This is a genomic window from Elusimicrobium sp. (assembly GCA_015062115.1).
In the GTDB taxonomy this organism is placed as follows: Bacteria; Elusimicrobiota; Elusimicrobia; order Elusimicrobiales; family Elusimicrobiaceae; genus Avelusimicrobium.
The window spans coordinates 40,351-65,443 of record SUVG01000008.1 but is presented as its reverse complement, the minus strand read 5'-3'; the positions used below and the strand labels follow the sequence as shown (position 1 = coordinate 65,443).

The following is a 25,093-nucleotide window of genomic DNA, read 5'->3' as shown; positions in this document are numbered from 1 at the left end:
CTAGTCTGCTTTCTCCAAGTTCAGGTTTATTTCTTCGGTTTTACGGGAAAATGCCTGTAATTTGGCTTTAGCCTCTGCCGGGACGGTAGCGTCCGTCAGTAAACCGGCCACCGTGCTTTGCGTGGGCACCAACACTTTGGCCAAAAGTTTAAGCGTACGCAACAATTCCACCACTTTTTCTTTATCGGTAAATTCCAATTTTTCCACGCGGGAGAGTTCGGCTTTGTAATTTTTACCGAAGTGACGTTCAAAATTATTTTTGCGCATCAGGTCGATAATCTCTTTTTGGAGTTGTTTGGCTTCTTGCAACAAATCACCGCAACGGTCGATTTTTTCACTTAAAATATCCTGCTCGCTTTTCACTTCCGGCTCGGCAACCGAGGGAGTGACGGAAGCGGCAGGAGGAAACGAAAGCGCACCGCGCGCAGCATAGCCCGTAGGGCCCGTATAGTCCTTTCCGGTAAAAACGGGGCAAAGGTTGCGATAATCGCACCAACGGCATTGGTTTTCTCCGGGGGTAGGGTCAAACTTACCGGCACGGATATTATCGGCAATTTTCAGGACTTTTTGCCAAAATTCCAAAATTTCCAAATCGGGGGCACGCTCAAAAGTCATTTCCGTTAAAGTGGGCAGGTGATAAAAACTCAATTCCCCGACCCGAAGTTCCTTCACGCTCGGGTCTTTCTGTTGCACGAGCGCTTTAATGGCGGGAGAGGTTTCCACCACTTTTTGATACATATACAACTGGTCCGGCTCGCGTTGAACGGTTTTTCCTGTTTTATAATCTAAAATTTTGATTTTCCCGTCGCCCAAGTAATCTATTCTGTCCAAAATACTGATTAAGTTTAGGCCGTCCATATCGAGCGTACTTTTCATTTCCACGGAAAGCGGATGAAAAAAATCTGCCGCATGCTTGGCATAGTAGGCTTCAATGATGCGGCGCCCTTCGGCAAACCCGGCGAGTTCTTTTTCTGCCGAGGCGTAACCTTTCTGTTCAAATGAGGTTTTATTCCAATGGTTTTCAAAAAAAGTAAGCGATTCGGCCAAGGTGGGAAAAACCAGGTTGGCCGGGTTATAAATATACTCCATCACTTCATGCAAGGCAGACCCAAAGGCAAAATAGTATTTGGGTTTTTCGGGCAACATGTGAATATAGCGAAATTTATATTTTTGGGGGCACTCTTTGTACATGCCCATTTTTGAATAAGAAAAAGAAAGGTTTTTAGCCATGGAAAACTCCCGAAAAATAGTTACTCTTATTGTACCATTTAGCAGCCCGGGAACGCCTTGTTTTTTCAATAAAAAAACCCTCGGAATAGAGCGGTTCAGTAAGTTAAATAATTTCTGCTTTCGGGTTCGTAAACCGGATTTGCCTCTTGGCGGTTTGGAGTTACTTCGCAAGAGCCGTGAAGCATTTTCTTAATAAAATAACGCTCTCCCAACAAAAAAGATATTTTATCCACTTTCTCAGGGTAACACAGCGGAAGCATGATAATAGCGTTTTTATTTTTTAGCTTTTCGAGGCGTTGCTCCTTTGATAAATTGGTTAAAACGGTAATCGGCACATTTTGCTTAAAATAATTATTGATATAAAGAGATATCATGGCCTCGTGAGCAACAGCAGGGTACCCTTCCTTCATCAAAACATACAGTTCCGTTTCCGTATTCGGACGGGTTTTCATAAAGTGTTCGGCAATACCTCGTCCGTTATCGGGTTCTCGATTTAGATTCCATACTAAATCTTTCCAAGAAGCCCCCAAAGTAAGTGCCCAAAAAACAAGAACCCCTACAAATACCCATCGTTTTTTTTCTACAAGAGGAGCCAATAAAAGGGAAAACAATACATAGAGTGCAGGAAAAGAGGCAATAAAAAAACGTGGAATAAGTAAAAAAACCTTAAACGAAAGAAGAGCCGCCCCCGACAAAACAAGTCCAAAAATACCGATACAAAAAAAAGAATCGAGCGTATAGGGTGCATATTGGGAAGTTCCTGCTTTTTTGTAATAATAAAATGCCAAAAATATAACACCCACAGCAAAAAGAGATCCTATCCACGGAACCCCAAAAAAGAACTGGTAAAAATACCATAAAGATTCAAAAAGGGTCAGTTCTTCATTGGCCCACCATTTTCCGCTAAAATGGCCTACCTGCACATTATGCAAAAAATTTGGAACCAGCCATATTCCGGCCAACAGAAAGACAACACCGCTTCCCACCACCAGAACAGTCTTTTTTTGCTTAAAATGCAAGGCAGCCAAAAACAGTAAAAACACACAAACGGAAAACAGCAACAAACCAAAATAATGCGTCCATGCTGCCACAACACCGGCCCCGAATAACCACATGTAATCTTGCCTGGTTCCGGGCTTAGTATTCTTAAAGCAATCCAGTATCCGCAGAGAAACAAGCGTGATAACTATAGACACTAATAACAAAAGCACATACGAACGAGCATAAGCGCCGAAAATGATATTGTGCCACATAACTGCCACGCAACCCAGAAACAAAAAACGGGCCGTTTTGCCATAGGCTTTCGGAAACAAAAAATAAGAGACCGCCAACGAGCAAACCGTAAAAAGAAAGGGGAACACTCTTAACCAAACTTCATGAGGGTAGGGGACCAAATGATTCCAACCCCATAACAGAATATTAAAAAGAGGAGGGTGGACATCAATTATCAACCAATCTTTAACTATTTGGCCTAAAGGCAGGTTGGGATTAGAGGTAATAACGGAATAGGTTTCCTCAAAATCAAAAGAAAGAAACATAGTCCCCAAACGCAATAAAACGCCTATCCCCATTAACAAGAAGCCCAATTTATAAAAAAATCCTGTTTTTATTTTTTTCATAAACGCTCTCCCACCAGGCAAATATCCAGCCAACCGTCCTTAGGTGCGTGGGGATTTAAGCAATTGAAACGGTTATGGCAGGCATTATAAAGCCCCACACAACGGGGCGATAAATTGCCTTTCAACGAGATAAGAAATTCATACCCTTCCGTCCCGTCGTACCAATGACGCCTCGTTTTACGGTAAGGCCCCACTTCCACCGATAAAACAGGTTCTTTTAGATGTAAACGCGCCCGCACCACGGAAAGCGGATAATCTACTACAAACGGGGAAATTCTTTTGGCATTTGGCGGAAAATTCAAAACATCTAAGGAAGGGGGAATTGCCTCTTGTCCATGCACCGAACGATATTCTTCTAAAGAAGATATCAAATGATTAAGTACACGGTTGGCTTCCGGTTTTTCAAAAACAAGCCATTTTACTTTAGGAGATAAAACAGGAAAATAGGGCAAGGTTAAACAAGCAAAAGCCCCTAATACCAAGAAAAGTGTAATAAAATCAACCAAACCGAACCTTTTTCTCACAGACGAATCCCATGTTGTATTTATTACAGTTTATCAAATAAAAGAGGGGGAAAAACACTATTTCAGGAAATAAGCCGATAAGAGTGTTATAAAACCAAGCAGTCTTGTTCTAAAAGCAACTCTTCCCACTCATCGAAAAAGAGTTCATCGTTCAGGTTGGTGGTATTGCGTTCAAAATCTAAAATGGTTACTTTTAATCTGCCGTCTGAGCCGCGGCGCAAATGGAAATTACGCGGGATATCCCCGTGAAAAAACCCCGCCGCATTGAACGCACGCACAAATCCGCGCACCTGCGCCCACTCCTCAGCGGTAATAGGTTTATCTTTCAAAATACTGAGCGACAATTTGGGGTTGTTCCAATGATATTGCTTAGAAAATGTAACTCCGCGCGTATCCACGACAGAAAGCAAAAACGGCGTGATGGCACGGGTTTGGGACTCTCGCACATAGCGGCGGAAAAAATCGGTATCAAAATCACTCTTGATTTTCTTTTCCACGGCAGGAGGAAAAGCCCTTTCGCCTTCTTCCAAAACAAGCGGATATTCAATATCTATCAAATCAAACTGAGGGATAAGATCTTTTACCGTTTCATGAAACTCTTTGGTACGCTCTATTTCGGAAAGGTTCCCCATTTTCAAATAGGCCACCGTATTTCCCATAGCATCGTCCAGGCTCCACACGGCATGTAAATAATCTTCTCCGACAATTTGTGTGGCTCTGTGTACAGATAAACGGGTAACGGAAGGAAGGACGGGGGGAACTTTTGCGTGTAGTATTTGACGGCTGAGAGCCAACTGCAAACTTTGGGCCAATTCCTGTTGCTGAACGGCGGAAAGCCCTTTTGTAAAAGACGGGTTGGCCATCGTATTTTTAATAAATTGTTCCGCAGTTAATCCTCCCACTTTACCGGAGGCCGAAACCACAATTTTTTTGGCAATATTCGCCTTAGGCTGCCCCAAACAGGGCAGAGCCAAAAAGGAACAAAGCATTAAAAAAATACATTTCGCAAAAATTCGCATATAACTCCGTAGTCTCTAAAGGGGCCGCTAATCCCTAAACAGACAAGCGCGTATTATTTTTCTATGCCACCCCAAAACAACAAGAATTCTTCCCATTTACCTAATAACGGAAGATCACGCGAACCGTTACCGCTTAATTCAAAATCCATTACCGTCACTTTCAAGCGGCCGTCCTCCCCGCGTTTTATAAAGAGGTTGTGATACAAATCCCCATGATGAAATCCTACCTCGTTCATAGCGGCAAAGAAATCCTTTATTTGCCCCCATTCCGCACGGGTCATCGGCTTTTCTTTCAGCCAAGCGGAAATTTCTGCTCTGGAAGGGTACAACATTTCAAAAAAGACCATACCGCTCGGATCCACCTTAGACAGCGTAAAAGGAGTTTGTACACGGGTGCTAAACTCGCGGAAATTTTCAGAATCTTGAAAATCGGGATCGGCAATTTTATCTTGAATTTGTTGCACTATTGCAGGGGATAATCCGGCATATCCCTCCGCCAACACAATAGGGTATTCGATATCAATTAACGGAAATCTGGGAATAAGCACTTGGGCAATTTGATGAAATTTTTTAGTCCGTTCCAATTCTTTAAAAGTACCTAATTTAAAAAAAGCATAGGTTTCACCGGTAAAAGATTGTAATTTCCATACGGCGTGTTCATATTCGTTTCCGTTCACTTGAACGGCTTTTTCCGCTAAGGAAAGTACTTTAGACCCCGCCAACTTACTCGGGCCGGGGATAGATTGCTTCATAATGCGTTGCAGAGAGGTTGTTAATTCTTCCAGCGACGGCACAACTTGAGCAGCCGGGCGCACTTTTGCAGCAGGAACCCCGGGTAATGGGCTCTGTCCGGATATACGCATCAGTTCTAAACGCAACACTTCCTCCGTTACCATTGGAGCCCGGATAAAAGACTTACCCGCCGCTTCCGCAGTTACCTGAGGAACTGTAGTAACGGCTTTTGCCGCTTTCACCATATTCTTTCCTTTTTGTGCAAAAACACAAAGGGAAAGGGTGAGTAAAATAGCAACTAATTGTATTTTTCTTAACATAATCACTCTCTTATTTATATTTTTTAGATTTTTCCCGACATTTTAATTAAAAAGCCAAACAACCTTCCTTACGAAGCAACTGTTCCCAGATATTAAGCATCACCAGATCACCGAACGGTTCGCCAACCATTTCAAAATCTAAAATAGAAAGTTTCAAACGGCCGTCCGCACCGCGTCTTAAGTGGAAGTTACGGGTTAAGTCTCCATGGTTGAAATTTTCTTCTACATAAGTTTTTACAAATTTTTGAAATTGTCCCCACTCCTCAGCGGTAATAGGCTCATTACGAAAGTACGCCTGGGCATCTTGGGAGGAAAGATATTCGTGTTGCCGGGCAAAGGTTAACCCTCTCGTATCCACTTTGGAAAGAACAACCGGTATTTTGACGCGCGTATCGACGTCGCGCACCCGAAGGCGAAAACGGAACGAATCCATATCCTTTTTTACTTGTTTTTCAAGTTTGGCAGGAAGTCCGCCATATCCCTCGGCCAATACATGGGGATATTCGATATCTATTAAATCAAAGTGGGGCAAAATATCTTTTACGATTTCGTGAAATACTTTGGTACGGGCAATTTCCTCTTCCGTCGTCATTTTTAAGTAGGCAATGGGCTGCCCGGGGCCGAACTCCACTCTCCACACCGCATGCAAATAAAATTCGTCTTGTACGATGCTAGCCCGGACGGCCGAAGCCAATACCTGAGGACTCGGCTGAAGAGGGGGAATGGGTTTGGGAGTTAAAACTTTTCCTGCCTGTTGTTCTGCGGAAATAGCCGCTGCAGAGGCCGCATGGGAAGCGGCTTGAACGGCTTGAGGTGTTTTGCGGGAAGAAAAAGTGACTGCCCGCTGTATGCTCTTCCACAAAGAGTGTTTTGCTATCGGCTGAGCATCGGCAGGAAAAGCCAAAAAACAGGTAGATAATAAAATGAATAAAGAATAAATTTTTTTCATAACGGGGCTTCCTTCTTTTTATTTTCCTAAAAAACTCGTGCAAATACAAGGGTATTTAGTCCTATAAAACATCTAGGCCCAACAGCATAAATAATGAAAAAACCCGCCCTAACGGGCGGGTTCTAAAAATACCCCCAATAGGAATCGAACCTATATCCCCTGCTTAGAAGGCAGATGCTCTATCCATTGAGCTATGGGGGCATAAATCTGTTGTATATATTTTACAAAAAAAATATAAAACATTCAAAAACTTCTTAATTTTTTCCTTCTTTTCTTGCCATTTCCCTATACACGGGAATTTTGTATAATGAGAGTAAGGTTTTTTATCTTCACAGGAGGGGTACTATGCCCGCGAAATGCACTAAAAAAGCAGTTTCCCAGTTGCAACAACACCGCTGCAAATTTCAGCCCGTGTTGCCCAATATCCTCAAAAAAGGCCCGGCTGCCGTAAAAGCCAAACTCGGCAAAGCCACCAAATCCGTGGCTGACCAAGCCAGCGTAAGAAAAATTTTCCCTAACACCTATGGTCTTCCGGAAATTACCTTTGTAAAAGGCACCAACAGCGCCATTGCCAAAAAAGCCGTGCGCGTAGGGGTGGTGCTCTCCGGCGGGCAAGCCCCGGGCGGGCACAACGTAATTGCCGGTCTGTTGGACGGCCTTAAAAAAGCCAACTCCAAGAATAAACTTTTCGGTTTCTTGGGTGGCCCCAGCGGCATTGTAGATAACAAATTTATGGAAATCACCCCGGCTTTGATGAAAGACTACCGCAACACCGGCGGTTTTGACCTTATCCAATCCGGCCGCACCAAAATTGAAACTCCTGAACAATTAGCCGCCGCCAAAGACAGTTTGATTGCCAACAAATTTGATGCGCTCGTGGTTATCGGCGGAGATGATTCCAACACCAACGCCTGCGTAATTGCCGAATACCTTAAACAACAAGGTGTCGATATTTGCGTAATCGGTGTGCCGAAAACGATTGACGGTGACCTTAAAAACAAACAAATCGAAACCTCTTTCGGTTTTGACACCGCTACCAAAATTTATGCTGAACTCGTCGGCAACATCTGCCGCGACGTTAACTCTGCCCGCAAATACTGGCACTTTGTGCGCTTGATGGGCCGCAGTGCTTCCCACATTACCTTGGAAGTCGGTTTCAAAACCCAACCCAACATTGTGCTCGTTGGTGAAGAAGTACTCGCCAAAAAAATGACCCTTGGTCAAGTGGTAGATAATTTGGCCCAGGTAGTTGCCAAACGCGCCAAAGCCGGCAAAAACTTCGGGGTTGTACTCGTACCGGAAGGACTTATTGAGTTTATTCCCGAAATGAAGGAACTTATCAGCGCGCTTAACGACTCCTTGGCCGATAACGAAGCCGAACTTGCCAAACTTTCCACCTTGGCGGAAAAGAAAGAATTTATTCTTTCCAAACTCCCGACCAAACTGGCTAACTTGATGAAATCTTTACCCTCCGGTATTGCCAGCCAACTCATGTTGGATCGTGATCCGCACGGAAATGTTCAAGTATCCTTAATTGAAACGGAAAAATTATTGGTTGAAATGATTCGTACCCGCTTGGCTGAAATGAAAAAAGCCAAAAAATATGACGGCAAATTCTCCGCCATTACTCACTTCTTCGGTTATGAAGGCCGCTGCGGTGTTCCGTCTTCTTTCGATGCCAATTACACCTACGCTTTGGGTTACAACGCGGCAGTGCTCGCGTTGAACAGATGCACGGGTTACTTATCTTCCGTACGCAAATTGACCAAAAAAGCCCAAGATTGGGAATGCGGCGGTATTCCGCTTACCATGATGATGAACATCGAACGCCGCAAAGGGAAAGAAAAACCGGTTATCCGCAAAGCCCTCGTGGAATTGAAAGGCGAACCTTTCAAATACTTGGTGAAAAACCGCGTCGCTTGGGCAGAACAAGACCTGTATGTCTTCCCCGGCCCGATTCAATTCTTCGGCCCCGCGGAAGTAACGGATATGACCACCGTTACCTTGCTGTTGGAACAAGGCAAGAAAGTTAAATAATCTGCTCGCAACAAAAAAGGCGGCCTCGTTAGGGGCCGCCTTTTTTAATATATTTTTTATTTCTCTTCTTTTAGGTATCTCCAAGCATCTACCGGTTCGTCCGTTATTTGAGGAATTCCATTCCACCTTGGCAAAGCATACGCATTGTAACCGGCAATTTCTGGATAACTCTGCAATTCTATTTCAACGGGTTGCCCCGTTTGCGCACCCAAACGGCTACAAAACCGCTTAGCCGCACGGGAGGTTTCATGCGCCAAGCAATAAGCCTTATCTGCCGGAGTTTCCACATAAAGCCCGTAAGGAACCGTATCCAACTTTTTAGGTACCGCCAGTGCCACCAAATATGCATTGGGGGGGAGAACTATTTGGCGGACGAAAGTATCTTGCGCATGATAAAAAAGGGTGGTATATAAGTTAAAGGGAGCGAACTCAATATAAGACTCGGGCAATTGGTCTTTCTGCAAAAGTTCCGCTTGCCAAGAGGAAATGCTCTTCAAAAACATTAAAGTACGCTCTGCCTGAGCCAGTTGCAAGTGGAGGGTGTACCCTTTCCACACAAAAGCTGCCCCCAGTAAGAAAACACTTAGAAGTAAAAGAATTTTTATACTGCCGGAAACTTGTTTCATATATGCTATATTATATAATATAGCGGCATAAGTAATACTGCCGACGGAAGGAGGGGAAAATGTCCCAACCGTGTAAAATAGCCGTTTTAATTCCTTGTTTTAATGAAGAAAAAACCATTGCCTCGGTAATTACCCAGGCCCGCAGTATCCTTCCGCACGCGGAAATTGTGGTTTGCGATAACGCCAGCACTGACCGTACGGCATGCATCGCACGGGAAAACGGGGCTGTGGTATTGCACGAAACAATCCCCGGGAAGGGCAGCGCCGTGCGACGATTATTTGCTGAAATAGAAGCCGACTATTACCTGATGACGGACGGAGACGAAACCTACGAACTTTCCTCCGCGCCCGAATTTCTGCAAAAAATGCAGGATGAAAAATTAGATTTTCTAAATGTGGCCCGTCAACACCGGGACCCTAACGCCTACCGCACGGGACACCAATGGGGAAACCGCTTACTGACTGCTGCTGTCCGCTTTTTCTTTGGGGATAAAATAAAAGATCTTCTTTCCGGATATAAGATTTTTTCCAGACGGTTTGTTAAAACCTTTCCGGCGCGCTCCCGCGGGTTTGAAATCGAAACGGAGCTGACCGTTTTTGCCTTATCTTGCCGAATGCCGCTGGCGGAAGAAAAAACGGCCTACTATCCCCGCCCTGAAGGCTCGCACAGTAAACTTTCCACTTACAAAGACGGCATCAAAATTCTGCATACCATTTTTCTGCTTATCAAAGAAGAACGCCCTTTTTTGTTTTGCACGGTACTGGCCGCGTTACTGGCCGTTTTATCTTTGATAATTGCTACGCCTGTGTTTATCACTTTTGCCCAGACCGGTTTGGTACCGCGCCTTCCGTCGGCAGTTCTTGCCACGGGGCTTATGATTTGGGCGCTTCTCTTCTTTATTGCCGGCCTGATTTTGGATAATTTGCGCCAAGCCGTACAAGAAACGCGCAGGATTGCCTATCTACAGCAAACAAACCAGAGGAAATAACTGTTATGTCTTCCTTTGTCCGTCTTTTTTCCGCTTATTTCAAGCACCGTCCCAACATGGCACTTTTTCTTTTCTGTTGGGCAGTCGGGTTTTTTCATATTTTATGTTCGGGGCCCGATTATTTCTTTGATATGCTTAACTATCACTTCTATAACCCGTATGCGGTATTGGGGGGAAGGATAGGGACGGATATTGCTCCGGCAGGGGTACACTCTTACTTCAGCCCGACGGCAGACTTTTTTTATTTCATTGCTTTTCAACTCTTGGCCAAATGGCCGTATATGTTGGCGTTTGTATCGGCTGTATGGTATGCAGTATCCCTCTTTTTTGTTCTTAAAATTGTGCGTTGGTTTTTACCCAAGGAAAAAAATTTCCTCTTTACAACGGCAATCCCCACTCTTTTGTTTTTCTTCGCGCCGGCAATTCTTACCCACGGAGGGTATAACACCACGGATATGAGCAGTACGGCCCCTCTTTTGGCCTCTCTTTACCTTACGCTTTCATCACGCAAATTACCCGCAAGCCCCCGTAAAAACGCATTTTTTATATTAGCCGGTATTTTATATGGCATCACCTTTGCCTTCAAATATACCAACGCTCCGCTGCTTGCGGGATATGTAATTATGTTTATGTTTTGCTTTTCTTCTATAAAAGATTTTTTTAAGTATGGAATCTTTTTTACGGTGGGGGCCCTGGGAAGTTTTGCCCTTATCGGCGGATACTGGTGCTATAAAATGTACGCCATGTTTGGCAGTCCTCTGTTTCCGTTTTATAATAATCTTTTCCACTCTCCTCTTTTTGAACCTATAGCGTTGGTAGATAAACGCTTTTTTATCGGGAAAAGCCTTTGGGAAATTATGCTTTTGCCTTTTACCTTTCTTTTTAACCAACCCATGAATACCATTGAGTTTAGATTTCGGGGTATCAGTTGGCTTATGTATTTCGCCGCGATTTGCTGCTGGGGGAAACTTTTACTCGGTAAACAAAAGAAATATTTCTCTGCCGAACTTAGATCGGGAATAGGGCTTTTGTGTATTTTCTTCTTAAGCGGTTATATCCTTTGGTTACTGCTCTTTTCTATTTTCCGCTATGCCATGCCTTTAGAAGCCGTAGGAGCGATTTTAATTACGGTTCTTCTGTCTGTTCTACCCAGACGAAAATATCCGTTGTTTTTCAGTGGGCTACTGTGCGGACTTTTCTGCTTTTACGGTTCTATTTTGCCTCAAGTTAAATTTTTCCCTAAAATGAATAGAATTTTAACGGCAAAGGGAACCCGGGAAAAAAGGCCCGAGTTAATGCGCGAAAATCCGCCTGCAATCCATAAAAATTCCGTCGTTATTTTACAAGGTTGGATGCTTTCTTATTATATTCCTTTTCTCTCGCCTTCGGCGCGATATGTGGGGGGATTGCAACCCAATCTTTACCACTACCCCGATGTTTTATCCCGCTTGGAGATTATAAGTACTTTTTCCGTCGGGCCTGATTTTTTCCGCCATCGTTTTGCTCCGCAAGTACACCAAGCCATTAAAGAAGCCAAACATGTATATGTGTTGATGCAAGATGTATCGCCTCAAATCTTTTTTCATGCCCCGCTGACGCACTACGGGGTACAGGTACGCCCGGACTCTTGCCGTTGGCTGAGCACGCCGTATATTTACAGTTCCATTTTATGCGAGGCAGACAAATTATGAAAGTGTCCGCTTTTAGACAATCTTTATTTCTTCTAACCGCTTTTTTATTGGCGGGGGTTGCCTACACTCTATTTGCGTGGAAGGTGGACTCTTCCGCCTTTTTGCTTAACACCTCTTTTTATCAAACAGGAACTTTCCTGGCGGGATTACCGCTTCCGCAAACAGGGCTTATTTGGCCGGCTTATAACCCGCTAAAAGATATCCCGGCTTATTTATGGGCCCAACAGGTTAACAACCACCTTATTCTATTATGGATAGGTTTGGGATTTTTGGCCGGGTTCTGTTTATGGGGGTTTTACAAAACATTTGAGCCTTTGTTTTCCAGTAAACAAAAGAATTTTGCTTGCCTGCTCTCGGCTCTCTTTTTAGCGGCACTTCCTTTGTTCTACGAACAACTGGGCTCCCTAAATGCCTTATGGTTTCCCTTTTTAGTTTCTTTGGGAGGCTTGGGCTTGATTTTACGAAAAAACACGGTAAAAGCCATTTTAGGAGGGGGATTTTTATTAGGAATCGGAGTCGGGCTTAATGTCCCGTTTGTTACGGCTTTTTTGGGCACCCTTTTGTTTATTGCCAGCGAAAAAAACATCAAAAATACTTTCTTTTTCTTGCTGGGAGGCCTCTTTGGATTTTGTGCAGCATTTTTACCTTGGGGAGTTGCTCTTTTTCAACACGGATATTCACTTTCCTTTAGCGATTTGGGGGAAGTTTTACCGCTTTATTCCTTTTCTTCTTACTTAAAAGACGGGTTAATCAACCTCTTTTGTTTAGTCGGCCCGTTAATGGGGGTGTGGCTGTTCCGCCCGCAAGGAAAAACACCTTCCAATCTTCTGTACCGTTACTCTTTTTCTGTAAGCGTTATGTGGATATTCGGGTGCGTTTTTTCGCTGTTTATTTCCCGCGGGCATACCTTCTTTTTTCCTTGTGATTTATTTTTTGTTCTCCAAGCGGCCGCTTTGCCTGTTTGGGCGGGACTGGCAACCCAAACCAAAAATAAAAATTTCTCATTTCTGGGCGGACTGCTGTTAGGAATTTGCTTTTGTTTTGCCCCGCACACACCTTCCAGAATAGAAACAGATTCCTTTATGCATGTACGATTTCCTTTTCAAGTTACGCAAAAAGATTCTGTTTTCCTGGAAACAAGAGCCCACGATTATCTGGTATCTTTTATCCCGAAAGAAACAACTGTTATCAATTTATCCCAAACACCCGATTATTCTTTGCCTAAAAAACATGGGAATCTATACCTAATCGCTCCCTTGCACCCTTCCAGGGAAAAATTAGAAGGGCCCCTCTTGTCTCGCTATTCTACCCCCGAAATTACTTTGCCGGAAATAGAACTGCCCGGTTGGACTTTACACGCCAAAAAATGCCTTCCCATTATAACAAACCGTTCGGCCTTTAACGGCTTTAACCCTATGATGTGTCTATTGGAAGTATCTTCCAACAGGTAAACCTGCATTTCAAGGAAAAAAATTAGGTCTAAAAAGCCTGTTCAAATGGGTCTTTTTGCCCATTGAGAAGATAATTTTTTTCTTTTATAATAAGAAATAAGAGGGACAGTTTATGAACTTAAAACAGATAAAACGCTTCTCGTTTTCGTTTCTTTTACTTACTGTTCTTTCCGGTTTTTCCTTTGCTCAAAAACCGGTTCCTTGGTTTTGGGGTGAACAAACGCTCTGGAAAACCTTAACCAAAGAGTCCTTTTCCGTTCCGGTTTCCCCGACAATTCTGCAGGCTTCTCTACGCATATCCACGGCCAAATACGAAGTAATAAGTACCCCCAAAAATTGGATGTATCACCGTTTTTCCCATAGCGGACTATTAAACGATGCGGAAAAAGAACGCCTCTTAAAGGCAGATTTTACTTCCGCCCCCAATATCCTTGGGAAATTAGAAGTCCTGCACGACAGAGACGCCGATTTATTTTCCTTTTTACAATACCAATTTGTTCCGTTAAATACGCAGGCTTACACCAAAAGAAGCGAACTCTTAAAAAATGCCTACGTCGAATTGGAAAACTTTTATCTTCCTTCACTTGTCTCCCGTTTTAGTCATTTATTTCCGAAAGAACAAGTGAAACTTTTATTGCTAGACCCGTCGCAACCGTCGATTTTTATATTAAACAGGGGGGAGATAGACAAATTCCCGACGCTTTCCTTAGAGGAGCAAAAAGCATATGCCCAAAGCATTATTCAAACGCTTACCCCTAAAATGCAAAAAATCCTGAAAACCCCCGTGGAACTTTTGCCGGAAGAAGAATTCCAAAATTATTATTTCCAAAAACTTCGCTTGAAATACTTTTCCTTGCTTTTGCAAGCCTTGGAAAAAGCTACCGTCCCGCGCAAAACCATTATTATCCGCGTACGAAAAATCCCGGGAATCAGTTTTCTAAAAGAAGGGCAAACTTTTATGACGGATGCCCAACGCTTGGGATTTCTTCATTTTTACCACGACAAATTCCAAACCTCTCTTTCCGGCGGAACGGCTCCCGACAGGGAACTTTTGGAGATAAAAACCGTTCTTGCCCAACAGGAAAAACTCTACAACCACTTTGCCGTAGCAGAGGCTTTCAATCTTCCTTACGAAACTGTTTTTGCCCGTGGAACATCTTGGTCTCCTCTCTATATTCCCAACGGGACAAAATGGGAAGAATATATTTCAACCACGGATATTTCTCTGCAAGTAGAACCGCTTATTGCGGACATACGGAACCAACTGCTTGTTATGTTGGCTCAAGAACCTACGGACTTAAATTTCTATGCTCGCTATTTCCGCCTAAAGCACCAATTAAGCGTGTATGAAACTTTACTGATTCGTAATCGCTTATTTTTAAGAAATTACTGATGAAACCCACACTCCTGCGTTTATTAAAAGAGATTCCGCCCGAAAAACGGCTTTTTCTGCTCGCGAAGGAGTGGGTTTTGCGCACCCTTTCAAACACGGCCGATATCCCCGCCGATTGGCTGGCATTTTTGTTTGATGAAAAACAAGGAGTTTACATTAAACATACACCCCTGCCCGTCGACTTTTCTTGCGGAGCGGAAGGAACCCACGCAGACCTAACCCCGGAAACTTTAGCCCTCGTGCATGAAACGCAAAGCATTTCCCGCAGGGAAAAGGGCCTTTATTACACTCCCTGGGAAACGGCCTCTCTTTTAGTACAACAAACTTTAAGTGCATTTTTGAAACACTCATCAGGAATTTCCTCTCAAGATACGGCCTCCCTATTAAATGGGAAAAATCCCTTTTCAACGGAAAAAAGCCAGCATTTGGATAATCAACTCGCCCGGTTACGCGTGCTTGACCCGGCGGTCGGGGCGGGGGGATTGTTAATTCCCTTTTGGCTTACATTGGCACACTTGCGCCACACACTAAACCCTGCACTTAGTTATGGGGAACTCCTTTTATTCATCTTAAAGCATAACCTTTTCGGGGGGGATAAAGACCCGCAAGCCCTGCACACCTTGCGGTTGCGGGCCGGGCTTACTTTACTGCAAGAAGGAGTTTTCTGTCCGCCGGAAGAAATAGGTACGCATCTTTTCTGCAAAGATTCCCTTTCCACTGACGAACAAGGAAAACTCGATTGGTTTGCGTTATGCCCGCAAGTGTTTCATGAAGGCGGCTTTGATATTATCTTAGCCAACCCGCCGTATGTAGGACAAAAAAATAATGCCGAAATTTTTAAGCACTTACGCAAAAACCCTTACTGGAAAACACGCCTGACACCTAAAGGAGATTTACTTTATCTGTTTTTCCATTTGGGCTTAGACCTGTTACGACCGCAAGGAATTGGAGGCTTTTTGACCACTTCTTACTATGCGCAGGCCGCAGGCGCGGAAGATTTACGCAACAGGCTTCGGCACGAAACCGCCCTCTTGCACCTAACGGATTTTGGGGAAGAGCGAGTTTTTAAACAAGCCCAAGGGCAACATAATTTAATGACCGTTTTTCAAAAATTCCCTTCCCTGCGCCCCTTCTGCCAAGTGGGGGGAAAACGCTGCCCCCAAGACGATTTATTCTCGGGAGAAAATCACTTTTTACAAATCTGCGCAGGCAAAGAGCCATCACTACAAACAGCCCTTTGCAAAATGGCCGCCGCTCCCCTGCGCCTAAAAGATTGCGCCCGCATTTCCAACGGACTCATGACGGGTTGCGACAAAATTTCTTCCGCCCATTTACAGCGCTTTGCCTTACCGGGAGTACAAAAAGGAGACGGTGTTTTTATTCTTTCTCGAAAAGAAAAAGAATCCTTGCCTCTTTGTGCGCAAGAAGAGAAGAAAATAAAACCCTTTTTTAAAAATTCGGATATCCGCTCCTATGTTCCGTCTCTTACCCCACGGTTTTTCTTAATAGACTTTTTCTGTCCGCAAGACCGCTCTTTAAACCCAGCCGATTATCCGACCCTTATCAAGCATTTAAGCCGTTTTAAGCCCGTTCTTTTGGCGCGTAAACAAAACAATAACGGGATTGATAAAGAGTTAAAAAAGGGAGTGTATTGGTTAGGCTCCGTACGGCGGAAAATGAATTTTGAAGAAGAAAAACTGGTGGTTCCGCACCGTTCACCCGTTAACACCTTTGCTTTTGCCCCCGGCCCTTGGTATGCCAGCTCAGATGTATATTTCATTTCCAACCCGACGAACTCAGTAAGTTTGTGGTACCTGCTGGGGCTTTTTAACTCGGCCCCCTACTATGCGTGGCTTTTCTACCGGGGGAAAAGAAAAGGACATTTATTGGAACTTTACAGCCAACCGCTAAGCGAAATGCCCGTCCCGTACGCTACGGCTTCTCAGCGAAGCAAACTGGAAAAAATAGCCAAGAAAATTTTTAAACTTAAAAAGCAAAATTCTCAGGCAGACACTTCTTCTCTGCAAGAAAAGACCAACCTGTTAGTTTGCCAAATACTGGGCTTCACTTCCCAAGAAACAGAAGAAATCAATCGGGTCTATCTACTCGAAATGAATAAAAAAAAGATATAATTTAGGGGTATTTTTCAATATTTTTTGGAGTTTCTCATGAACATTCGCAGACTTTCTTCATTTATATTTTTTAATTTACTGATTTGGTGTGTTCTCTCTCTGGCGTATTTTAAAACCAATGGGTTTTATACCGATACCTTAGGCATTGTTTTTACCTCTTTATTCATTCCGGGGCATTTGTTTTTGTTTGCGATTTGTTTATTTCTCTTAACGATTCCTTGGCTCTTGGTAGGGGAGAAAACCTTTAAAACTGTTTCCATTATTTTGGCCTCATTCATTACTCTTTCTTTAGCAGTAGACGTTTTGGTATTTTCTCAATACAGATTTCACATCAATTTGGCTATGTTGCAACTGTTCTTCGGCCCCGCCGGGAAAGAAATTTTTATCTTTCCGCCGTCCACTTGGTTTATTGTGGCTGGCGTGATAGCACTACTGGCGGGAGTGGAATGGGGGATTTGGGCCCTTTCCAAAAGATGGCCTTTTTCGGGAAAATGCGCCATTATCATAACGACCCTTTTATTTCTTGTTTGTGCAGGGTATAACTGCATGTATGCTTGGGGAAAATTTATGATGGTTCCCTCGGTCATGGCGCAGAGGGGGGTGCTTCCGTTTGCCAATCCGCTTTCGGCCAACAGACGCCTTCGCAAATGGGGTTTTGAACCCAAACGCAAAGCCTACACCATGCCAGCCCAAGGGAAATTAAACTACCCGATTCACCCTCTTACCTGTTCGTCTGCATCTACGCCCAAAAACATATTGATTATTTTGGTAGATTCTTGGCGGAAGGATTCTTTTAACTTGCAAGTAATGCCCAACCTTTATGCCTGGGCACAAAATCCAAAGGTCACTCAGTTTCAGCACCATTTAAGCGGCGGAAACGCCACCGAAGCGGGTGTTTTTTCTCTTTTCTATTCCTTACCTTCTTCCTATTGGAACGATTTTACTACCGGCCAATTAGGCCCGGCTTTAGTTTCGCAAGCCTTAAAGCAAGGCTACACGCCCGCAGTTTACAGCAGTGCCAAATTAAATAGCCCTACTTTTCACCAAAATGTTTTTGTTGAAATTCCCAATTTGCGAATATCCTCTCAAGGCGACACAAAATGGGAACGCGACATTGACGCCGTAAACGGATTAACGGACTTCTTAGACAAAAAGCCTGCCGACAAGCCCTTTTTCGGTTTCTTGTTTTTAGATGCCCCGCATGGGAGCGACTATCCGGCAGAAGATACCGTTTTCACGCCTGCCGGCGAACAAATGAACTATCTGCTGCTTTCTAAAAATACCGACCCGACCCCTTATCTCAACCGCTATAAAAATTCTGTGCATTTTATAGACCGCCAACTTGCCCGCGTATTTGACTCTTTGAAGAAAAACAACCTGTTGGAAAATACGGTTATCCTTTTGACGGGAGACCACGGGCAAGAAATCAACGATACACGCAATAACTTTTGGGGGCATAACAGTAACTTTGCCAAATACCAAACAGAAGTACCTCTTTTGGTATGGGATTCTTCCCGCAAGGGCAGTATCAAAGAATATACCACCAACCATTACGATATTGCCCCGACAATTATTTCGCAAATTTACGGTTGCACAAACCCGCCGCAAGACTATTCTATCGGCATAGATTTGTTTGATAATACCCCGCGCCCCTTTTCAATTATTTCCAGTTACACCAAGAAAGCCGTGCGAACCGGGAATAAAATAACCGTTATAGATGCGTATGGGAATTTGGAACATTACGACGATGAATTTAACCCTATCCCGGACGGGGCCGACCCGGCAGCCATGGCGGAAGCTTTCAAAACATTTGCCAAGTTTTACAACTAACTTGCATAGGAGCAAACATTTATTGTATTCTTTTTTTACAGGACGTACTATATTTTAGGAGGAAGTATGAACGCAGTGAAAACTTATTTCTTAGATGTTATTACCAAACACTATTTTGATTTCAACGGCCGTGCCGACCGCAAACAGTTTTGGCTCTACCAACTGTTCTATTTTATCGCGTTTGTTTGTGTCAACCTTCTCGTAATTCCTTTGGGTGAAAAAGCCGGAGTTGTCGTCAAATTGTTGATTACATTGGCCCTTTTCTTGCCCTCTTTGGGTATTATTGTGCGCCGCTTGCACGACATTAACCTGAGAGGGTGGTGGGTTCTTTTGAACCTGGTTCCCTTTGTAGGTTCGTTGGTCTTGTTTGTCTTCTGGCTTCTCCCCGGTACCGAAGGGAAAAACCGCTTTAACTAATTGCGTAAAATACCGCTCTGTTAACAGGGCGGTATTTTTTTGCCTTTTTATATAAAAATGAAAACAACTATTACACGGGAGCAAGCCCTTTCCCTCTTGCAAAAATATAACAAGGAGCCGTTTCATCTGCTCCATGCGCTGACGGTAGAGGCCGTTTTGCGTTGGTTTGCAGGGAACCTCGGCTACTTAGAACAGGCCGACTTTTGGGCCGTTTGCGGCCTTTTACACGATGTGGACTTTGAACAGTTCCCGCAAGAACACTGCCAAAAAGCCCCCGAATTACTGGCCGAAATAAATGCCGAGCCCGAACTGGTACGTGCCATTTGTTGCCATGCGTACGGCATTATGACGGACATAAAACCCGAACACGAAATGGAAAAACTCCTTTTCGCTACCGACGAACTGACAGGGCTTATCGGGGCGGCTGCACGTATGCGGCCGTCTAAAAGTACGCAAGACATGGAACTTTCCAGCCTGAAAAAGAAATTTAAGGATAAAAAATTTGCGGCGGGTTGCTCGCGTGAGGTTATCAGGCAAGGGGCCGAAATGTTGGGTTGGGAGTTGGATAAACTATTGGACTTAACTTTACAAGCCATGCGCGAAACGGAAGAGAAAGTCCGCCACGAAACGGAGTTATTGAAATGATAAAAAAAGCACTTTCTTATTTAACCGGCCCCCTTCAGCGCCTGCTCGATTTTAGAGGAAGAAGCAACCGTAAGGAATTTTGGTTATATACGATTTGGGCCATCCCCCTGTGGTATATTTTATTTTTTGTATTATTTGCGGGGGGAATAGCAACCTTTGGGGACAACCTTTCGTCCGATGCCCAACAAAGCTTGGGCTGGTTGTTGCTGTTTATTCTAACGCCTTTGATGTTGTTAGTCGGCTTGGGGCTTTTTTTAGCGATTTCTGCGCGCCGCCTGCATGACCAAAACACAAGTGCCTGGTGGTTACTTCTCTTACTGCTTCCCTATTTAGGGCTCTTCATCATAGGTATTTTAATGCTTTTTCCCGGAACTAAGGGAGAAAACCGATTTGGACTACCGCCCCTCTAAACAGTACGGGCAGCCTTTCGGGCTGCCCGTTTTTTCATAATTTCATTTCTTTTTCCAACTTATCAAAAAACTCACCGGCTTTTTCGGCAAAGTAATAATCGGTAATTGTATCCGTAAAAGCGGAAGGTTGCGGGTTGACCTCAATTATTTTGGCACCCCACTCCTTGGCTGTTATGGGCAAACTGCAAGCAGGCATTACCTGCCCTGCCGTACCCACAATAATCATCACATCGGCGTTTTGGGCCATTTCCAAAGATTTCTCATAGGCCCCTGCGGGGATACCTTCCCCATAGAAAACAAAATCCGGCTTTAGCACGCCCCCGCAGGAACAACGGGGGGGAACCGTTTGTAAATTTATCTCTTTTAGTCCGTATTTTTTCCCGCAACAAGTACAGGAAAGGGTATGAATCGTACCGTGAAATTCTTGCACATTTTTACTGCCGGCTTTTTGGTGAAGCCCGTCTATATTTTGTGTAATCACCCCGCGCACCATTTTTTTCTTTTCCAATTTGGCAATAACCTCGTGTGCTTTGTTGGGGGAAGATTCTTCCATATCCGTAAAGAAAATCTTTTTCATTTCTTCCCAACTTTGGGTGGGATTACTGTAGAAAAAATTGATTTCAATAAATTTTGGGTCGTATTGGTTCCACAGACCTCCTTGGCCCGTAAACGGCGCGATGCCGCTTTCCACGCTGACACCTGCCCCCGTAAAAACAACCCCATATTCGGCTTGTTTGATTAGTTTAACGGCTTCTATGAATTCGTTCATAAGGCTATTGTAACATTTCCAAGGCCTTTCGGCTTTCCTTTGGATATCCTTTTCTAATCTAAAAACAAGGTGGCCCGTAACATTTCACATTCCCTATACTTCTGTAGGGGGGATATTTATGCCCAAACAACACGCGCATCAAACCTTAAAAAATTATCTCTACAACACCTTGCAATTTAATAATTCAAGCAAGGTTACATGGGGGGTTAATGCCCTTATCATCACCCTCATTTTATTAACTGTACCGATTGATATGATAGAAAGCGTGCCCGATATCCACCCTTGGTTAAAACGCTGGGCTTATCATCTGGACTTAGCGATGACATTTGTTTTTGGTTTGGAATATGCCTTGCGCTTAATCGTCTGCACGGAAGACCCACATTTCTCCCGCCCCATAATCGGGCGCATAAAATATATGCTGACTCCGCTTATGTTAATAGATTTATTTGCCATTTCCCCTTTATTTATTTTCGGTTATGGGGCCATACGGTTGATGCGTGTCTTTCGTATTTTAATGCTGATGCGCTACACAAATGCTATCCAACTGATGAATACCGTTGTAGCGGAAAAGAAGGGGGAACTTTCTGTTTGCAGTGCATTTGTACTTATGCTATGGGTATGGAGTGCCTTTATGATTTATCGGGTAGAACACCCGGCACAACCGGAAGTTTTTCGAAATATGATAGATGCCATGTGGTGGTCTTTGGAAACCTTTACCACAATTGGCTACGGAGATTTAATCCCCATTACCTTGGAAGGCCGCCTGATAACAGGGGTAACCGTGGCTTTGGGGTTAGTGCTATTTGCCATTATTACGGCGGTGCTGACGGCCGGAATTATCCAGGAATTTAAAAAGTTCGAACATAAAAAAAATAAGCCGCAGGTATAACAAAAAAGGGAAACTTTTTATAAGTTTCCCTTTTTTAATCAGTCCCTTAAAATTTTAAGGTTTCACAAAACCGGAGCAGCCTGTTTGTTTGGCAGTAAACCCTAAAGTTTTGCAGAAAGAAGCATCGTCCTCATTGTCACAGGTAATTGTACCCAAGCAATCCTTGCCTGAAGAGCCATACCCATATCCCCAAATAGTCAAAACACCTTTAATACCACCGGAAGAAATGCGATAGGCTCTAATATCAGATTGACCAGGCGGGCAATAGCGCCATTCTTTTGTTTCATAACATTCATCGGCAACTTTAGTACCCGGAGGGCGAATTGTAAAATTCTTAAAATCCCCGGCTTGATCGCACTGTCTTTTATCGCGATGTTCAAGACGGCAAGATTCATATTGTCGGTACAAACTCCCCAAAGTAGAAAGAGCTTCCGCCGCGCGTGCTTTTTCCACTGATTTTTGATATTGGGGTAATGCCACCGAGGACAAAATACCAATAATAAGCACTACTACCATCAGTTCAATAAGCGTAAAACCCTGTTTCATGCTTTCTCCTTAAAACGAAATTATAAAATTACCTTAATAGTGTAGTATTTTTCAGCAAAAAAAGAAAGCACGGAATTTTTACAATTCCGCTCCTTCTAAAAAATAAGTAATACTGCAGAAATCAAGAACCTCCCAAGGCACTTTTGGAAACCGTCCATTCCCCCGGCAAAGAAGTACAAACAACTTTTCCTACCTGGGTACGCCATACACACGAACGTTCTATGGGTTCCGTAGTACTAATCTTAAACGACATATGATAATCTTCCGTTAAAAGATTTGTTCCGTTTCGGTAAATAGAATACATACAACGCCCTTCTACCGAGTTACTCGAACACCAGTTGGAAGAAATATTAAAGTGTTTACCCACCCATTTGCTGGTGGAAGGCCACTCCCCTTGCAAACCGATATCGCCCTCCGTTAACATATCGTGTAAATCCGATAAATTTTTAATCATTTCACCCCCTTGCAAAATCCTTAATTGGAGGGCCTTTTCGATCGTGTTCATGGCAGAAAGAGCCTCAGCAGAGCGAGATTTTTCCACCGCCGCCGTGTATTGGGGCAAAGCCACCGCCGACAAAATACCAATAATTAAAACAACTACTAACAATTCTATTAAAGTAAACCCTTTGTTCATAACTTTTCCTCCTCCAAAATATTGATTCTCTACTATTTAGTTTAGTGGTTAATAAATTAGAATTCAAGATTCCCCCTAAAAAAGCCGGGCCTCGTTAAGAGGCCCGGCTGAACTTGCTCCCTCTCTTTCCGATTAAAGGGAAACAAGCCCCCTTGTAAAGACATAGATAGCCACCAACGCACAAATAACCAGCAGAGATGCCACCCAACCTTCTCCCCGCTTAAAGACGGGGTTACCGTCCTGTTTTTGCTTGCGGGCCCAAATAAACACGGGTAAACCGAGTGCTAAGAAAATAACGGCTAAGAACAAATACTTAAGCCCCGCCGCATACACAAGCCACACGCCGTACACCGTGCCCAACACGGAGGTCAACAAAGCCGCCGCACGCCCTTTAGGCGTAATTTGAGCATACTCGCCGTCTTCGGTCAGTTTCCACAAATAAGCGGTACTGGCCAAGTAGGCCGGAAGCACCATTACCCCCGTAATGGAAAGCATGGTATTCCACGCATTGTTGGAAAAATACACCATCAAAATGGCCAGTTGCATTAGCGCACTCGTTACCCACAAAGATACGCTGGGTGAACCGTTTTTGTTTTGCGTGGCGAATTGCTTGGGAAAAGTTCCGTTTTCCGCCGCCGCAGCCGGGATTTCGGCCGTAATCATCGTCCAAGCGAGCCAAGAGGATAAAACCGCTACCAATAACCCGATATTCATCATCCACGCACCCCAAGGGCCGACTACTTTTTCCAAGACGCCCGCCGTAGAAGGGTTGGCAACAGCCGCAATTTCCGCTTGCGATAAGAAACCAAACGGCAAAAGCGAAAGCCCCATATAAATTACCAAACACCCTAAAAACCCGAGCAGGGTGGCTTTGCTGACGGCAGATTGGCTTTTTGCACGGTTGGAAAGCACCACAGCACCTTCAATACCGATAAAAGCCCATAAGGTTACGAGCATGGTGCTTTTAAGTTGAGAGGGCAAATCTCCCAACGATTTACCGTTTTCCGCCAGCTGACCCCAGAAGTTGGAATCAAACTTATCCAAGTGGAAAGTAAACAGTAAAATCAAGCAGAACAGTAAAAGCGGAACAAGTTTGCCAATGGTACCGATAACATTTAACACCGCCGCTTGCTTTACACCTCGCAAAACCACAAAGTTAAAACCCCAAATCAAAAAGGAACCGCATACAATGGACAATAAATTATTCCCGCCCGCAAAATAAGGGGGGAAAAAGTAGTTAAGCGCGTCCATGGTAATAACGGCATACCCCACATTACCGAAAATCTGGCAGAGCCAATAACCCCACCCGATTGTAAAGCCCACATAAGGGCCGAAACCTTCCCGAGCGTACATATAGATACCGGCCGTCAGATCCGGTTTCACGCGGGAAAGCACGCTAAATGTATTGGCAATAAAATACATGCCGATACCGGTAATCACCCAAGCCAAAAGCACCGCTCCCGCGCTGGCCCCGGCTGCCATGTTTTGGGGGAGGGAGAATACCCCGCCCCCAACCATGGAACTAATGACAATGCTGGCAAGGCCAATCACACCCAATTTGGCTGCTGTATTGTTTTTATCTCCCATAATATCCCCCAAAACGCTATTTATTTACCCCAAGCGTTACTTCACATCTACCGGTTTGGCAAATTTGAAGTTCAAGAAACCCATGACCGTTAAACAATAAGCAAACGGCTGGGTGATGTTGATGTAGTTATGCCAAATTTGGAATTCGCTGTGTTTTTCCACCCCGCGGATTTCCAATTCGTGGTTTAACGATTTATTCAGCCACATTTTGGCATGACCAGAAGCAATTTCATCATCAATGGGCGTGTCAAAATATTCCACATATTCAGCCGCCCAACCGCCGATTAACTTGCCTTCCTTATCTTTACCCCAGCAGATGCCTACCCCCGTGGCAATAGCCTTATGTTCTTCGATGCGGGCCCCGTTACCGGCCATGATTACTTCCAACACCGCTCCGTGATGAAAGTCCTTCACCACTTTATCTACAGGCACGATATTGCCGTATAATTCCTTCGGCAAAACCGAGGTATAAGGAACTACATTGAAATTTTCTATTTTGGCTTCCAACAAAGCAGAGTCGTAACAGAAAGTTTCAAAGGGCTGAGGCGGGATTCCGTCCGCCGCTTGCCCGGCACCTCCGCTGATAAAAGCCAAGGTTGGATATCTTGTTCCTAAAGTTAAATCACATTTTTCCATAATTATTCTCCTTTTACT

Annotated in this window: 22 protein-coding genes, 1 tRNA gene and 1 pseudogene; 11 read left to right on the top strand and 13 right to left on the bottom strand. The window is 44.1% G+C overall.

The features are described 5' to 3' along the window. The 7 genes from E7027_06845 to E7027_06815 all read right to left on the bottom strand — a co-directional run bounded on the left by E7027_06845 (window position 1) and on the right by E7027_06815 (window position 6,594). Entirely contained in the window at window positions 1-1,230 is a 1,230-nt protein-coding gene (locus E7027_06845; protein MBE6421819.1) for a PD-(D/E)XK nuclease family protein, read from the bottom strand. A 95-nt stretch (window positions 1,231-1,325) separates the two neighbouring features. Continuing rightward, entirely contained in the window at window positions 1,326-2,849 is a 1,524-nt protein-coding gene (locus E7027_06840; GenBank protein MBE6421818.1) for a hypothetical protein, read from the bottom strand. Next, a complete protein-coding gene (locus E7027_06835; GenBank protein MBE6421817.1) occupies window positions 2,846-3,373 on the bottom strand; it encodes a hypothetical protein in 528 nt (175 codons plus the stop codon). The genes E7027_06840 and E7027_06835 overlap by 4 nt, the downstream gene beginning before the upstream one ends. Window positions 3,374-3,459: 86 nt before the next feature. Continuing rightward, the gene (locus E7027_06830) at window positions 3,460-4,362 is read right to left on the bottom strand and encodes a hypothetical protein (protein MBE6421816.1); all 903 of its coding nucleotides are present in this window, start codon (window positions 4,360-4,362) and stop codon (window positions 3,460-3,462) included. A gap of 83 nt (window positions 4,363-4,445) precedes the next feature. After that, window positions 4,446-5,444 (bottom strand): hypothetical protein, encoded by a 999-nt coding sequence (locus tag E7027_06825; protein MBE6421815.1) that lies wholly within the window; start codon window positions 5,442-5,444, stop codon window positions 4,446-4,448. Between the two features lie 46 nt (window positions 5,445-5,490). Continuing rightward, window positions 5,491-6,393, bottom strand: coding sequence for a hypothetical protein (locus E7027_06820; protein MBE6421814.1), 903 nt, complete (start codon window positions 6,391-6,393; stop codon window positions 5,491-5,493). Between the two features lie 129 nt (window positions 6,394-6,522). Further along, window positions 6,523-6,594 (bottom strand) — tRNA-Arg (locus E7027_06815). 144 nt (window positions 6,595-6,738) lie between these two features. Between E7027_06815 and E7027_06810 the strand changes: the two genes are divergently transcribed. Further along, window positions 6,739-8,430: a diphosphate--fructose-6-phosphate 1-phosphotransferase gene (locus tag E7027_06810; GenBank protein MBE6421813.1), complete on the top strand. Its 1,692-nt coding sequence runs from the start codon at window positions 6,739-6,741 to the stop codon at window positions 8,428-8,430. A 56-nt stretch (window positions 8,431-8,486) separates the two neighbouring features. Here the strand turns inward: E7027_06810 and E7027_06805 are convergent, their stop codons facing one another. Next, window positions 8,487-9,056 carry a hypothetical protein gene (locus tag E7027_06805; GenBank protein ID MBE6421812.1) on the bottom strand — a complete coding sequence of 190 codons (570 nt, stop codon included), beginning with the start codon at window positions 9,054-9,056 and terminating at the stop codon, window positions 8,487-8,489. 59 nt (window positions 9,057-9,115) lie between these two features. On the opposite strand from E7027_06805, the gene E7027_06800 reads away from it, so the two are divergent. From E7027_06800 to E7027_06760, 9 genes are all read left to right on the top strand, one after another. Then, a complete protein-coding gene (locus E7027_06800; GenBank protein MBE6421811.1) occupies window positions 9,116-10,045 on the top strand; it encodes a glycosyltransferase in 930 nt (309 codons plus the stop codon). A gap of 5 nt (window positions 10,046-10,050) precedes the next feature. Next, a complete protein-coding gene (locus tag E7027_06795) occupies window positions 10,051-11,736 on the top strand; it encodes a hypothetical protein (GenBank protein MBE6421810.1) in 1,686 nt (561 codons plus the stop codon). After that, window positions 11,715-13,187: a hypothetical protein gene (locus tag E7027_06790; protein ID MBE6421809.1), complete on the top strand. Its 1,473-nt coding sequence runs from the start codon at window positions 11,715-11,717 to the stop codon at window positions 13,185-13,187. The genes E7027_06795 and E7027_06790 overlap by 22 nt, the downstream gene beginning before the upstream one ends. A gap of 112 nt (window positions 13,188-13,299) precedes the next feature. Then, window positions 13,300-14,580, top strand: coding sequence for a hypothetical protein (locus E7027_06785; protein MBE6421808.1), 1,281 nt, complete (start codon window positions 13,300-13,302; stop codon window positions 14,578-14,580). After that, window positions 14,580-16,712, top strand: a complete 2,133-nt coding sequence (locus E7027_06780; protein ID MBE6421807.1) for an SAM-dependent DNA methyltransferase — start codon at window positions 14,580-14,582, stop codon at window positions 16,710-16,712. The genes E7027_06785 and E7027_06780 overlap by 1 nt, the downstream gene beginning before the upstream one ends. Window positions 16,713-16,748: 36 nt before the next feature. Next, window positions 16,749-18,542: a DUF3413 domain-containing protein gene (locus tag E7027_06775; protein MBE6421806.1), complete on the top strand. Its 1,794-nt coding sequence runs from the start codon at window positions 16,749-16,751 to the stop codon at window positions 18,540-18,542. 66 nt (window positions 18,543-18,608) lie between these two features. Then, window positions 18,609-18,959, top strand: coding sequence for a DUF805 domain-containing protein (locus E7027_06770; protein MBE6421805.1), 351 nt, complete (start codon window positions 18,609-18,611; stop codon window positions 18,957-18,959). 57 nt (window positions 18,960-19,016) lie between these two features. Continuing rightward, the gene (locus E7027_06765; GenBank protein MBE6421804.1) at window positions 19,017-19,604 is read left to right on the top strand and encodes a hydrolase; all 588 of its coding nucleotides are present in this window, start codon (window positions 19,017-19,019) and stop codon (window positions 19,602-19,604) included. Next, complete coding sequence (locus E7027_06760; protein ID MBE6421803.1) at window positions 19,601-20,014, top strand: DUF805 domain-containing protein; 414 nt, start codon at window positions 19,601-19,603, stop codon at window positions 20,012-20,014. Before E7027_06765 ends, E7027_06760 begins: the two co-directional genes overlap by 4 nt. Before the next feature lie 34 nt (window positions 20,015-20,048). On the opposite strand, the gene E7027_06755 is transcribed toward E7027_06760, so the two are convergent. Next, the gene (locus E7027_06755; GenBank protein ID MBE6421802.1) at window positions 20,049-20,783 is read right to left on the bottom strand and encodes an NAD-dependent deacylase; all 735 of its coding nucleotides are present in this window, start codon (window positions 20,781-20,783) and stop codon (window positions 20,049-20,051) included. Window positions 20,784-20,901: 118 nt separating this feature from the next. On the opposite strand from E7027_06755, the gene E7027_06750 reads away from it, so the two are divergent. Beyond that, window positions 20,902-21,672, top strand: a complete 771-nt coding sequence (locus E7027_06750; protein ID MBE6421801.1) for a potassium channel family protein — start codon at window positions 20,902-20,904, stop codon at window positions 21,670-21,672. A 54-nt stretch (window positions 21,673-21,726) separates the two neighbouring features. Here the strand turns inward: E7027_06750 and E7027_06745 are convergent, their stop codons facing one another. The 4 genes and pseudogenes from E7027_06745 to E7027_06730 form a co-directional block, all read right to left on the bottom strand. After that, entirely contained in the window at window positions 21,727-22,218 is a 492-nt protein-coding gene (locus E7027_06745) for a pilin (protein ID MBE6421800.1), read from the bottom strand. 511 nt (window positions 22,219-22,729) lie between these two features. Beyond that, window positions 22,730-22,852, bottom strand: a pseudogene (locus tag E7027_06740) (prepilin-type N-terminal cleavage/methylation domain-containing protein). 132 nt (window positions 22,853-22,984) lie between these two features. Then, a complete protein-coding gene (locus E7027_06735; GenBank protein ID MBE6421799.1) occupies window positions 22,985-24,439 on the bottom strand; it encodes an amino acid permease in 1,455 nt (484 codons plus the stop codon). Between the two features lie 36 nt (window positions 24,440-24,475). Beyond that, window positions 24,476-25,075 (bottom strand): pyruvoyl-dependent arginine decarboxylase, encoded by a 600-nt coding sequence (locus E7027_06730; GenBank protein ID MBE6421798.1) that lies wholly within the window; start codon window positions 25,073-25,075, stop codon window positions 24,476-24,478. Between the last annotated feature and the right edge of the window lie 18 nt (window positions 25,076-25,093).